Raw genomic sequence first — 12,941 nt, forward strand, 5'->3', positions numbered from 1 at the left:
GTCCTCACCAGACCACGGGGAGCCAGACGGACATCTCGCCCGCCCCGCGGTTTCCCCAGGAGAAGTACGGGACGAGCCGGGCCGGGACCGGGCGCAGGGGCCCGTCCTCCAGGTCGTCGTAGAGCGCGCCGCCGTCGTGCACCGGCAGCTCCACGAGCTCGCCCTCCAGCGCGACCACGCGGACGTCGCCGATCGTGGCCTCGACCGGGCGCAGGGCCGTGCCCCGGCGCAGCGCGGCCTGCTCCAGGCGCGCGCCCGCGGGCAGGTCCGCGCTCTCGAGGCAGTACACGACCGGTCCGCGCCGCACGGTGACCTGGTTGGTGACCTCCTCGGCTAGCCGGTGGGCCCGCAGCGTGCGGACGGGCATCGGCAGGTCCAGGACGACGACGTCGCCCGCCGCCCACGTCCGCGCGACGCGCGTGTAGGTGCCGGGCGCGGAGACCTCGACCGGCTCGCCGTTCACCGTCAGCGTCGCGCCGGACGACCAGCCAGGAACCCGCAGGTGCAGGGGCAGCGCGCCCGCCGCGTCCGTGACGGTGAACGTGATGCGCCCGTCCCACGGGTAGTCGCTGTCCTCGCGCAGCGCCAGCCGGGCGCCGTGCCCGTCCGCGACGTCGACGTCGCTGCCGCCGTACAGGTGCACGTACACGCCGTCGTCGGCGAGGGACGCCACCCGCTCGTGGAAGGTCGCGAGCACGCGCGCGATGTTCGGGGGGCAGCAGAAGCAGGACAGGTAGCGCTGCCGCAGCCGCTCGTCGGACGGCGGCGGTTCCGGGACCACCACCTGCCCCGTGTCGCCCGGGCGGCGCAGCGGGTACGGCAGCCCGCGCACCTGGCGCAGCGCGTTGGTGTAGAAGTACTCGGAGCCCGCCAGGCTGACGCTCCCGAGCAGGCTGTTGAAGGCGATCTGCTCGATGACGTCGGCGTAGCGCGCCTCGCCCGTCAGGGCGAGCATCCGCTCGCTCCAGAAGATCATGCCGATGTTCGCGCACGACTCGGCGTGCGCCGTGGTGTTCGGCAGCTGGTAGGCGCGGCCGTAGGCCTGGTGCACGCGGCTGATCTCGCCCTGCCACGGGTACCCGTCGGGCGAGGCGCCGTCGTACAGGGCCCCGCACCCGCCCGTCACGTAGATCTTGGTGCCGACGACGTCGGTCCAGAGCCGCTCGAGCACGGCGCGCAGCTCGTCCTCGCCCGTCTCGGCGACGAGGTCGGCGAGCCCGGCGTACAGGTAGTTGGCGCGCACGGCGTGGCCGGCGGCGACCGTCTGGTCGCGCACGGGGAGGCGGTCCTGGTTGTCGTCGCCGCCGTCGAAGTCGTCACGCACGCGGACGAACGCCTGCGCGAGGCGCAGGTAGCGCTCCTCCCCGGTCGCCCGGTACAGGTCGATCACGCCCATGTAGTGCGAGGGGCAGATGGCGCTGCGGGCCAGCTCCAGCGGCTTGTCGGCGGCGAGGTGCTCGAGGAACCCGGCTGCGGCGCGGGCGGCGTCGAGCAGGACCGTGCTGCCGGTCACCTCGTGGTGCCGGACCGCCGCGGTGATCAGGTGGCCGAGGTTGTAGGTCTCGAAGTTGAAGCGGTCCGCCAGCGGCGCCGCCTCCTCGTCGTTGCGCGCCGCGATGGCCGTCGGCGTGTGCAGGTACCCGTTCTCCTGCTGCACCGAGGCGATGAGCCCGGCTACCTCCTCGACGGTCGCCGCGAGCGCGTCGTCGGGGTCCGTCTCGAGCCGCGCGACGGCGGCCTCGAGCCACTTGTAGAGGTCGCCGTCCATGAAGGGCGGGCCCACGTGCGTGCCGGTCTCCAGACCCGCGGCGATGCGGAAGTTGCGCAGGCCGGGGCTCGTGGCGGCGTCGCTGAGCGAGTCCCAGATGGTCGGGATCGTGACGTCGCGCGTGCGCTGGTGCACGTCGCCCCAGAAGCCCCGGCGCCATCGTGCCTGGTCCGCGCGCAGCGCGGCGAGCGGTCGGTGGGCCCGGCGCTCGGTGGTGGTGGGCATGTGTTGCGTCCTTCCGACGGCGAGTGTCCGGCTGGTCGACGCCTCGGCGAGAGGGCCTCCCGGATCGATTGACCCACATCGTGAATAGAATTTCAACCCTGAGTGTTGACACATGTACCGCTCCGTCCCTACCGTCGTTCGCACACGCTGGGCAAGGCATGGCCGTCAAGGAGGACGCGAAAATGACAACTCGACGCACCAGACCGTTCGCGGTCGCGAGCACGGCGCTCGTCGCGATCGCACTCACGGCCGGCTGCGCCGGCGGGGGCGGCCCGGCCGGCGGCGGGGAGGCGGCGGACCCGGACACGTTCACGGTGCTCACCCCCAACGAGAACGAGACGCTCGAGGCACAGCTCACGGCGCTGTCCGAGAACCAGTGCAAGGCCGAGAACGAGGCGCTCCCGCTGGAGCACCAGAAGGTCGCCCAGGCCGACGTCGTGCAGAAGGTGACGCTCCTGGCCAGCCAGGGCGCCCTGCCGGCGCACTTCGTCGCGGGGACCGACATGGTGCGCCCCGACGGCGACCTCGGCGCCTCGGACCGCGTGCTCGACTACGAGGAGCTGCTCACCGAGGCGGGCGTCTGGGACGACGTGCTCCCGGCCGCCGCGTCGACCGTCGAGGGCGCCTACGGCCAGATGGTCTCGCTGCCGTACCAGTACAACCTCGAGGGGATCTGGTACAACACGGCGATCTTCGACGAGCTCGGGCTCGAGGAGCCCCAGACGTTCGACGAGCTCCTGGCGGCCGCCGGCGAGGTCAAGGACGCCGGGTACCAGCCGTTCGCCCAGGCGGGCGCCGCGGGCTGGCCGCTGACGCGCCTGATGGGGATGTACATCTTCCGCGAGGTCGGCCCCGACGCGATGGAGAAGATCCGCGACGGCGAGGCGAAGCTCACCGACGAGCCGTACGTCGCCGGGGCCGCGGCATTGGCGGACATGGCCGCCGACGGGCTCTTCGGCGACGGCTTCAACTCCCTCGAGCCCGACGCCGCCACGGCGGCCTTCCTGTCGGGCCGCGCCGCCATGACGTACGACGGGACCTGGCTGCTGGGCAACATCAACGACCCCGCGCAGGACGAGATCGGCGCCGAGAACGTCGGGTTCATGCCGTTCCCCGCCGTCGAGGGCGGCGCGGGCACCGCGGACCAGTGGGCCGCGAACGCCGGGGCCGCGATGGCGCTGGACCCCGCGCAGGCGGGGCCGAAGGTGAAGGACTGGATCGCCTGCATCGCCGAGAACTACGGCCAGCAGGCCCTGCAGGACGCCGGCGTGCTGTCCGGCTTCCGGGTCAACGGCGAGGTCACCGACGTGCCGGAGACCACGGCGGCCGTGCAGGAGAAGCTCGAGGGGGTCGACGAGACCGTGCTCTGGTTCGAGGCGCTGCTGGACGCGAAGTCCAACTCGCTGGCGTCGACGAACGTCAGCCTGCTGACGACCGGCCAGATGACCCCGGAGCAGTACATGACCGAGCTGCAGGCGAGCGTCGATGCCGCGCGCTGACGCACCACCCGCACGGCGTACGCCCACGAACCGGGTGTTCGGCGACCGCACGGCGATCCTGTTCCTGCTGCTCCCGACGCTGGTCGTCTACGTCGCGCTCAAGGTCGTCCCCGTCGCCTGGTCGCTGGGCCTCTCGCTGTTCGAGGGCAACGCCCTGCGCGGCATGGAGTTCGTGGGCCTGGACAACTTCGCCACGTTCTTCACCGACGACGCCGCGCTGCACGCGCTGGTCGTCAGCGTGGTCTTCGCCGTCGTCGCGACCGTCTGCCAGGTGACGCTCGGGTACCTGCTGGCGCTGCTGTACGTCTTCGTGCTCCGCAGGGGCTCGGCGTTCGTGCGCACCGCCGTCTTCTTCCCGATGGTGCTGCCGACCGTCGCCGTCGCCCTGCTGTTCCGCAGCCTGGTGGGCGTGGGGGACAACCAGGGGCCCGTGAACGACGTGATCAACCTCTTCGGCGGCGAGAGCGTGGAGTTCCTCGTCTCGACGGCGGGGACCATGGTGGTCGCCGTGGCGATGACCCTGTGGAGCTCGATGGGCTTCTACGCGGTGCTGATGTACACGGGGCTGCTGGACATCCCCGAGGAGGTCATCGAGTCGGCCCGGCTCGACGGCGCCAGCGGCTTCCGCCTCGTGCGGCACATCGTGGTGCCCCTGTCGCTGCCGATCCTGCTGTCGTCGGTCATCTTCAGCCTGAACGCGACGCTCAAGGTGTTCGACAGCCTGCTCGCGCTGAACAACGGCGGGCCGGGCACCTCGACGGCGCCGCTGACGCTGTACATGTACCGGACCGCCTTCGAGTACGCCGAGTACGGGTACGGGAGCACGATCGCCGTGGTGCTGACGCTCCTGTGCCTCGTGTTCACGCTCGCCGTCTTCCGTTCGTCGAGCAAGCGCGTGGAGGACTGAGATGACGATCACCCGTCCCCCGGCCACCCGGCCCGCACCGCGACCGGCGCCGGAGCCACCGCGCAGACCCGGGCAGGCGGCGCGCACGGTGCGTGCCACCCTGCGGCGCGTGCCCGTGTGGATCGCCGTCACGCTGCTGCTCGTCGTCGTCCTGTACCCGCAGCTGTGGATGGTGCTGGGCTCGTTCAAGACCCCGACGGAGTTCTTCGAGAACCCCACCTGGGCGCTGCCCGAGACGTTCAACCTCGACAACTACGTCACGGCCTTCACCCGCGGCGACGTCGCCCTGAACTACCGCAACAGCATCCTGGTCACCCTGCCGTCGGTCGCCCTCATCATCCTGCTCGGGGTCGCCGCCGGCTACGTGCTCGAGGTGATGATCTGGCGGGGGCGGCGGCAGGTGCTCCTGTTCGTCCTGGCGGGCATCATGGTGCCCGGCCAGATGATCCTCGTGCCGCTGTTCAGCGTCTACTTCCAGCTGGGCCTGACGGACACGCTGTGGCCGCTGATCCTCACCTACACGGCGATGGGCCTGCCGCTGACGACGTTCCTGATGGCGGCCTACTTCCGGTCGGTGCCGCGCGAGATCTTCGAGGCCGCCGCCGTGGACGGCTCGTCCGCGCTGCGGTCGTTCTTCGTCATCGGGCTGCCGCTGATGAAGAACGCCATGCTGACCGTCGGGCTCGTGCAGTTCTTCGCGGTGTTCAACGACCTGCTCGTGGCGCTCACGTTCACCACGCGCCCCGAGCTGGCCACCATCCAGGTGGGCCTGCTGAGCCTCTCGGACGAGTACGGCTCCACGCAGTACGGCCCGCTGTTCGCCGCGATCAGCATCAACCTGCTCGTGCTGCTGGTCGTGTTCGCCTTCCTCAACAAGAAGATCATGGCGGGCCTGGCCGCGGGCTCGCTCAAGGGATGAGTCGAAAGGGATGGAAAAGATGACCGGACCGAGGATCGCCTTCCTGCACACCGGAGCCGTCGTGATCGCGCCGGTCATGGACCTGGCGCGGGACCTGCTGCCCGACGCGACAGCGATCAACTACCTCGACGACAGGATCGTGGCCGACCTCGCCGACCCGGAGCGCGCCGCGTCGGTGCCCGACCGGGTCGCCGGCCTCGTCGAGGCGGCCCGCACGGCGGGGGCGGACGTCGTCATGCTCACCTGCTCGTCCATCTCCCACCTGGCCGCCCCGACGGGCGACCGGGTGGGGGTGCCCGTGCTGCGCATCGACGAGGCGATGGCGGACCAGGCGGTCGGGCTCGGCGGGCGCATCGCCGTGCTGGCCACCCTGCCGACGACGTGCGCGCCCACCACGGCCCTGATCCGCGAGCGGGCCGAGGCCGCCGGGGTCGCGCCGACGATCACGAGCGAGGTGATCGACGGCGCCTTCGCGGCGGTGGCGGGCGGCGACCGGCCGACCCACGACCGCCTGGTCGGCGCCGCGATCGAGCGGGTGGCCGCCGAGGCCGACGTCGTCGTGCTGGCGCAGGCGTCGATGGCCGGCGCGGCCGAGGCCGTCCAGGTCGGCGTGCCCGTCCTGACGAGCCTCGCGCCGGGCATCGAGCGGCTGCGCGAGGTCGTGGCCGGCGTCAGGCCGTGAGCTCCTCCGCGGTGCGCAGGTCGGTCACGAGCGTGGTGACCCAGCGGCCCGCGAGCGCCCCCCGGATGGCCTCCAGCTTCCGGGGGCCGCCGGCGACGCCGACCCGGCGGGGGATGCGCAGCAGGTCCTGGGCGGGGATCGCGATGACCCGGTCGTCGAGGTCGCCGCGCACCAGGGTCCCGTCTGCGCGGAAGATGCGGTGGCAGATGTCGCCGACCGCGCCGTCCGCGAGCAGCGCGTCGCGCTCCTCGGGGGAGAAGGCGTTGCCGGAGGTGGCGAGCACGCTCGACGGCTCGACGCTGCCGATGCCCATGATCGTCATCGTCAGCTCGCGCCAGTGCCGCAGCACCTGCTGCATCGAGGCGTCCTCCAGGAGGCTGTCGCGGATCGCGGGGTTGGCCACGAGGCCGGGTGCGGAGACGTACACGGGGTCGGCGCCGATCCGGCGGGCGAGGTCGCCGAGGATGCGGTTCGAGTGGCTCTGGGCCTCGGGCGCGCCGACGCCGCCGAGGAGCTGGACGACCTCGATCGCGCCCCTGGTCGTGAAGGGCCGCAGCCGGTCGACCATGGCGAGCACGGTCTCGCTCCACGAGCTGACGCCGATGCGGTCGCCCCCGGAGAGCGTCGCCTCCAGGTAGGCGGCGGCGCCGGCGCCGATCGCCGCGAGCGTCTCCGGCTCGTCCGCGTCGGGCTCGATGTCGACCACCACGGCCTCGGTGAGCCCGTACCGGTCCTCGAGGCGTTCCTCGAGGTCGGCGTACACCCCGGGCGCCGCGGTGACGATCGTGCGGACGATGCCGACGCTCTCCGCGCGCTTCAGGAGCCGCGAGACCTTGGCCTGGGAGATGCTCAGGGCCGTGGCGATGTCCGCCTGCCGTGCGCCGCGCTCGTGGTACATGCGCGCGACCTTCGTCATGAGGCGCATCTGCCCGTCGTGCTGACGTGCCATGGAGGACTCCTCGATCGCAATTTCACACCAGAATGATTATGCATTCTACGGGACCCGTACCACATCGCGATACAGCAGGAGGCAGACGAATGATCGCAGTGACAGGGAGCAGCGGCAAGCTCGGGCGGGCCACGGTCGAGCGGCTCCGCGCCGACGGCCGGGACGTGCTCGGGCTCGACGTCGCCGGACCGGCCGGCCCCGGCTTCACGCGCGTCGACCTGACCGACGGCGGCCAGACCCTCGACGCGCTGCTCGGCGTCACCGCGCGGCACCAGGGGCTGGAGGCGCTCGTGCACCTGGCCGCCGTGCCCGTCAACGGCATCGTGCCCGACGCCACCACGTTCCGCACCAACGTCCTGGCCTCGTTCAACGTGCTGCACGCCGCCCAGCGGGCGGGGATCACCACGGTGGTCCTCGCGTCCAGCATCACGGCCATGGGGTTCCCGTTCGACGAGGCCCCGCCGGCGCTCCCGGTCGACGAGTCGTACACCAGCGCCAACAACACCTACGGGCTCGGCAAGGTGGTCGAGGAGGCGATGGCGGCGCAGCTGGTGCGGTGGCTGCCCGGCGCGTCGTACACCGCGCTGCGGTTCACGAACGTAGTCGGCGCCGACGAGTACGACACCTTCGACCGGGCCGCGGACCCGCTCTACCGCCGCGACCTGCTCGGCTCCTGGGTCGACGCGCGGGACGGCGCCGCCGCGGTCGCCTGCGCGCTCGCGGCGGCCCGCCCGGGGTTCCGCGTGTACAACGTGGCCGCGCCCACGTCGGGCTCGGCGATCACGTCGCGCGAGCTCGCCGGGTCGTGGTTCCCCGGCACTCCGGTCGCGGACGACCTGGGCGAGTTCGAGTCGCTCGTCTCCACGCGGCGCATCCAGGCGGAGCTGGGCTTCCGCGCCGAGCACGACTGGCGGTGACGGGTGGGGCGGCTCAGCCCGGCTCAGTCCGGCTCAGCCCGGCTGCGTGAGCAGGCGCACCGGGCCGAGCAGCCCGGCCGGTGACAGGGCCGCGTCGTCGAGCCGGAACGGCGCCATGCGCCAGGTCGCCCGGTCCGCCTCGGGCAGCGTCTCGTCGAGGATCATCCGGTTGGCCCAGGTGCCGGCGACCTCGACCTCCAGGACGTTCTCGCCGTCCCGCAGCGCGTCGCCGATCTCGGCGACGTAGGGCGGCGTCCACACGACGCCGCGGTCCTCGCCGTTCACGCGGACCCGGGCCACGCCGGCGACCGAGCCCAGGTCCAGGCGGGCGCCCGGGCTCCGGCCCGGTTCGAGCCGGGTCCGGTAGGTGACCGTCCCGGCGTGGTGCCGCACCCGGGGGTCCGGGTGGCCGGACAGGTCGGCCAGGGCGTCGAGGCGGACCGGCCCGGCGGGGGAGTGCGGGCTCGCGGAGAACGTCACGGTCCACGGGGCGTCGTGCTCGACGACGGCGGCCGGGGCAGCTCGGGGGACGGTCGTGCGGGCCCCGGGCGTCCCGGCACGCTCGAACCGGAGGAACAGGGAGCCGGCGACGTCGAGGGTGACCGGGACGAACGTCCGGCCCTCCGCCGTCCACCAGCCCGCGGCGTCCTCGGTCGTCCCGGCGAGCGGGTCGTCGAGGACCGGCACGCGGCCGGTGCCGCGCGTCGAGACCACCAGCGTGCGGCGGCGGGGCGCCTGGTTGGAGAGGAAGTAGACGTCGGCGGCGCCGTCGCGCCGGTGGGTCCAGGCGAGGGGCTCCTCGGCGGCGTCCTCAGGAGCATGGAAGAGGACGTCCGGCTCGATGCCGACGTCGCGCAGGTCGGGGCGGTGCCACGGCAGCGCCGCCTCCTGCACAGAGTCGTGCGGGCCGCCCCACAGCCGGTCGATCGCCCGCGTCCAGGACGCCTCGTCGGGCTCGTGGCCCGGGCTGCGCGCGGGGCGCTCCCCGAGCAGGAGGGTCAGGCCCGCGTCCCGCAGCTCGGCCAGCCGGCGGGCCGTCGCCGTCGAGAGCACGGGGACCGGCGACGTCGGGCCGGCGCCGGGCACCACCAGCACCGCGTAGCTCGCCCCTCCCTCGAAGGTGAGGCGGCCGTCCGTCACGCGGGCGAGCCGGAGCAGGGCGTCGGGGTTGACGCTGTCGTACGCGTAGCCGCGCAGCGGGTCGACCCAGTCGCCGGTGCCGACGACGTGGGCGCTGTGCAGGGCCTCCTTCGGGAGCCGGCGCAGCGGGCGCCCGGTGTTGGCGAGCCGGTGCGACTCGGCGCGCACCCGGTCCGCGCCGACCAGGCCGGGCAGGGTCGGGACCAGGCGTTCGGGCAGGACCGCCCGGCTCGGGATCTCCTCGCCGGTGAACACGGCGACGTCCACCACCGGCGCGCCGCGCTGGAGGCGGTCCTGCACGCGGCGGTGGTACCCGACGAGCGCGGGGGCGCCCAGGTGCCACCACGGCTGGTCGCGCTGGAAGACCGTGCCGGTGTTGTCGAGCGTCATGCCGGGCGCCCGGCCGGTCCACGGGTTGTGCACGAACACGTGGTAGAAGAACCGGTTCGCGCCGAGGGCGAAGTTGAGGTCGCCCAGGGCCTTGAGCGTGCCGGGGTGCTCGTCCCAGTCGATGCGGAGCTGGGTGAACGCCTCGGCCTGGACGATCTGCCGCCCGTAGACGTGGGCCGCGGAGATCGCGTCCCGCATGTCGTTGGGCTTGTCGTGGGTGGGGCTGCGCAGCCAGAACTCGCCCGCGGGGAGGTCGACGTGCCGGAAGTGCGCCATCCCGTCGGAGGTCATGGTCGGTGCGACGCACTCGCTGCTGAACGCCGTCCCGGCGGCGTGCGCGCGGTCGGCCATCGTGGCGAAGAAGACGTCCACCACGAGCTCGGAGATGGTGCGCCGCACGTCGTGCAGCACCTGCTCGCCCCGGCGCACGCTCTCCAGCGGCACGCCGGCGAGCAGGGGGAGCCAGGGCAGCAGGTCGTAGCCGCGCCGGCGGGCGAACTCGTCCGCGAACCGGGGCGACCAGTTCTGGCTACCGCACTCCCAGCTGTCGATGTGGAACACGCTGAGCACGCGCCCGGCCAGGTCGCCCGCGGTGCGCAGCGCCTGCCCGAACCAGGAGTCGAACTGGAGGGCGGCCGCCTCCGCCGAGAACTTGTCGGCCTCCAGCCCCTGTGCCGCTCCCGCGGTCTCGTTGCGCCGGCCCGTCGACGTGTGCCCGATCCGGACGACGCGCCACGACCCCTCGGGCGGCGACCAGTGCAGCACGCCCGCGTCGTCGACGTGCGCGGTCACGTCGACCAGGTCGTCGGGCCGGTAGCAGTCCTCGTCGGTCAGCGCCCCGGGCGCCGGCTCGGGGGCGATGCGCCAGACGGCCCCCGACTTGCCCTCGACGTGGTCGACGACGGGGCGCGCCGACGGCCGCAGGCCGCGCAGCACGCAGGTCGGCGCCCACTTCGCGGCGTCGAGGTCCTCGGTGCCGGGCTCGGTGCCGTCCGGGTCGTGCACGAACCGCCAGCGCCGCGCCGTCCGGGGCGGCAGGGCGTGCGTGTAGTCCGCGCCGTCGTCCTGCCAGCCCGCGCGGGCGGGGCGCAGCCGCAGCACGGGCTCCAGCACGTCGTCGCCCGCGAGGACGCGCAGGCGCTGCGGCTGGTGGGAGCGCAGCCCGGGAGCGACCCGCAGCGCCCGCAGGGTGACCGGCTCGCCGAAGTCGAGCTCCACCCAGCCGCCCTCCTCCAGGTGCAGCTCCCGGTCGGCGCCGCCGTCGTCGTCCAGCAGGAAGCTCGCGTCCAGGCCCTCGTCGGTGCGCACCACGGGCCGGGGCAGCGGGGCGTCCGTGGCCCGCGGCGGCAGGGCGACCGTGCGCAGGTCGCGGTAGTGGCCCTCCCGCGTCGGCGGCAGCGGCAGGGCCGTGGGTCCGCCGCCGGCGGGCACGAGGGCCTCGGACCAGGTGATCCGCTGCATGCTCAGCTCGGGCGTGATCCAGGGGCCGCCGGCCACCGCGAACCCGTCGCAGGCGTGCATGGCCAGCTGGAGCCCCAGCCGGTCGGCCTCCTGAAGGGCGTGCCGCACGAGCGCCCACCACCGCGGCGTGCCCTGGTGCACGGGCGGGTCGAGCAGGGGCGGCGTCGTCGCGCCCTTGATCGGCATGAGGTACGCCCCGCCGACGCCCGCGTGCGCCATGGCCTCGAGGTCCGCCGTGATCTCCTCGGCGGAGTACGCGGAGTACATCCAGTACCAGTAGACCCAGGGTGCCATCTCAGCCCTTCACCGCCCCGGCCGTCGCGCTGCTCATGACCTGCCGGCGGAAGAACAGGAACAGCACGATCAGCGGGATCGTGGCGAGCAGGGTCGCCGCCATCACCACGGGGTAGTCGCTGGTGCCGTGGCTGCCGTTGAGCTGCTGCAGCGCCACAGGCAGCGTGTACTTCTCCTGGTCGTTCAGCACGAGCATCGGCCAGAGGTACTCGTTCCAGTTCCACATGAACTGGAAGACGGTGAACCCGGCGACCGCCGGCCGCAGGGCCGGCAGCGCCACGTGCCAGAACACGCGCAGGAACCCGGCGCCGTCGACCCGGGCGGCCTCCATCACCTCGTACTGCACCGCCTCGCGCGCGGCCTGCCGCATCCAGAAGATCCCGAACGCGCTCGCCGCCCCGGGGACGATCAGCGGCAGGTAGGTGTTCAGCCAGCCCAGGTCGGCGTAGATCTGGAACGTCGGCACGAGCATGACGCCGGTGGGCAGCGTCATGGTGACCAGCAGGACGGCGAACAGCGGGTCCCGGCCGGGAAAGCGGTACATCGCGAAGACGAACCCGGACAGGGCGGCGATCGTGACCGTCAGGAGGGTCGCGGTGACCGAGACGACGACGGAGTTGGCGAACGCGCCCAGGAAGTCGACGCTGCCGGTCAGCCGCTCGATGTTCGACACGATCTCGCCGCCGGGGACGAGGCGGGGCGGGCTGGAGAAGATGTCGGACGTGCGGCTTGTCGCCATCACCGCGAGCCAGTAGAAGGGGAACGCGAAGAGCGCGGCGGCGGGGATCAGGACGGCGTGCTGCAGCCAGGCGTGGCGGCGGGACCTCATGACATCTCCTTGCGGCGCCCGTTGATGACGCGCGAGTTGAACAGGGCCAGCAGGATGAGGACCACGAAGATCCCCCAGCCGATGGTGGTCGCGAAGCCCAGGTCGGGGGCGACCGTCGGCAGCGTCGAGCCCATGTAGCCGACCTGCAGGAACATCAGGGTCACGACCGAGCCGTCCGGCCCGCCCAGGCCGTTGGTGAGCACCTGCGGCTCGGTGAAGATCTGGAAGCCGCTGATCGTGCCGGTCACGGCGACGAACAGGACGGTGGGCCAGATCATCGGCACCGTGATGGAACGCAGGATGCGCCACGGGCCGGCCCCGTCCAGGCGTGCCGCCTCGTAGAGGGTCGGCGGGATCGACGCGATGCCGGCCAGGAAGATGACGACGAAGTACCCGAAGCCGCGCCAGAAGATCATCAGCGCCACGACGAGCCGCACGCCCCACGCCGTCGTCATCCACGGCACGGCGCCGAGCCCGACCGCCTCGAGCAGCGTGTTGATGATCCCGAACTCGTTGGAGAAGAGGGACTGGAACACGATCGCGACGGCGACGATCGACGTCACCTGGGGCAGGAAGAAGAGGGTCTGGTAGATGCCCCGGCCCTTCAGGCGGGGCGAGCTGAGCAGCGCCGCCGCGCCCAGGGCCGCGAGGATCACGGGGACCTGGGCGATCAGGAAGATGATGACGGTGTTGCCGAGGGCGTCGAGGAACTCGCCCGAGCTCACGAGGCGGAGGACCTGGTCGAGGCCGACCTGGTCGGGCTCGCCGAGCCCGTCCCACGAGACGGTCGACAGGTACAGCGCGAACACCAGCGGGAAGAGCCCGAAGACGGCGAACAGGACGTAGAAGGGCGAGATGGCGAGGTACTCCCGCCAGTACCGCCGAAGGGCCGGCTGGTCGGCCCTCCGGCGGGTGGTGGGCACGGCGGGGCGTGCGGTCCTCCTGGGCATGCGTGGGCCTC

Annotated in this window: 10 protein-coding genes; 5 read left to right on the plus strand and 5 right to left on the minus strand. The window is 72.7% G+C overall.

Going from position 1 to position 12,941, the window contains the following annotated elements; all coding sequences use genetic code 11:
* Positions 1-4 precede the first annotated feature (4 nt).
* On the minus strand, positions 5-1,993 hold the full coding sequence (locus tag ACFU5G_RS05140; RefSeq protein WP_377241452.1) for a glycoside hydrolase family 127 protein: 1,989 nt from the start codon (positions 1,991-1,993) through the stop codon (positions 5-7).
* Between the two features lie 182 nt (positions 1,994-2,175).
* On the opposite strand from ACFU5G_RS05140, the gene ACFU5G_RS05145 reads away from it, so the two are divergent.
* Genes ACFU5G_RS05145 through ACFU5G_RS05160 form a run of 4 tightly spaced genes read left to right on the plus strand, consistent with a single transcriptional unit; the run spans position 2,176 to position 6,000 of the window.
* Complete coding sequence (locus ACFU5G_RS05145; protein WP_377241454.1) at positions 2,176-3,492, plus strand: ABC transporter substrate-binding protein; 1,317 nt, start codon at positions 2,176-2,178, stop codon at positions 3,490-3,492.
* Positions 3,479-4,399, plus strand: a complete 921-nt coding sequence (locus ACFU5G_RS05150; RefSeq protein WP_377241456.1) for a carbohydrate ABC transporter permease — start codon at positions 3,479-3,481, stop codon at positions 4,397-4,399. The genes ACFU5G_RS05145 and ACFU5G_RS05150 overlap by 14 nt, the downstream gene beginning before the upstream one ends.
* 1 nt (position 4,400) lies before the next feature.
* On the plus strand, positions 4,401-5,318 hold the full coding sequence (locus tag ACFU5G_RS05155) for a carbohydrate ABC transporter permease (protein ID WP_377241458.1): 918 nt from the start codon (positions 4,401-4,403) through the stop codon (positions 5,316-5,318).
* Between the two features lie 19 nt (positions 5,319-5,337).
* Positions 5,338-6,000 carry an aspartate/glutamate racemase family protein gene (locus tag ACFU5G_RS05160; RefSeq protein ID WP_377241461.1) on the plus strand — a complete coding sequence of 221 codons (663 nt, stop codon included), beginning with the start codon at positions 5,338-5,340 and terminating at the stop codon, positions 5,998-6,000.
* Here ACFU5G_RS05160 and ACFU5G_RS05165 read toward each other — a convergent pair.
* Positions 5,990-6,949, minus strand: a complete 960-nt coding sequence (locus ACFU5G_RS05165) for a sugar-binding transcriptional regulator (RefSeq protein ID WP_377241463.1) — start codon at positions 6,947-6,949, stop codon at positions 5,990-5,992. The two genes, ACFU5G_RS05160 and ACFU5G_RS05165, sit on opposite strands and share 11 nt — an antisense overlap.
* 89 nt (positions 6,950-7,038) lie before the next feature.
* Here ACFU5G_RS05165 and ACFU5G_RS05170 point away from each other — a divergent pair, with 89 nt between their 5' ends.
* Positions 7,039-7,866 carry an NAD-dependent epimerase/dehydratase family protein gene (locus ACFU5G_RS05170; RefSeq protein WP_377241466.1) on the plus strand — a complete coding sequence of 276 codons (828 nt, stop codon included), beginning with the start codon at positions 7,039-7,041 and terminating at the stop codon, positions 7,864-7,866.
* Positions 7,867-7,899: 33 nt separating this feature from the next.
* Here ACFU5G_RS05170 and ACFU5G_RS05175 read toward each other — a convergent pair whose 3' ends face one another.
* From ACFU5G_RS05175 to ACFU5G_RS05185, 3 genes are read right to left on the minus strand one after another with little or no spacing between them, the layout of a single operon-like run.
* Positions 7,900-11,151 (minus strand): glycosyl hydrolase, encoded by a 3,252-nt coding sequence (locus tag ACFU5G_RS05175; RefSeq protein WP_377241468.1) that lies wholly within the window; start codon positions 11,149-11,151, stop codon positions 7,900-7,902.
* A gap of 1 nt (position 11,152) precedes the next feature.
* A complete protein-coding gene (locus ACFU5G_RS05180; protein ID WP_377241470.1) occupies positions 11,153-11,980 on the minus strand; it encodes a carbohydrate ABC transporter permease in 828 nt (275 codons plus the stop codon).
* Positions 11,977-12,930 carry a carbohydrate ABC transporter permease gene (locus tag ACFU5G_RS05185; RefSeq protein WP_377241472.1) on the minus strand — a complete coding sequence of 318 codons (954 nt, stop codon included), beginning with the start codon at positions 12,928-12,930 and terminating at the stop codon, positions 11,977-11,979. The genes ACFU5G_RS05180 and ACFU5G_RS05185 overlap by 4 nt, the downstream gene beginning before the upstream one ends.
* Between the last annotated feature and the right edge of the window lie 11 nt (positions 12,931-12,941).

It is taken from the genome of Promicromonospora sp. NPDC057488, assembly GCF_042802395.1.
In the GTDB taxonomy this organism is placed as follows: domain Bacteria; phylum Actinomycetota; class Actinomycetes; order Actinomycetales; family Cellulomonadaceae; genus Promicromonospora.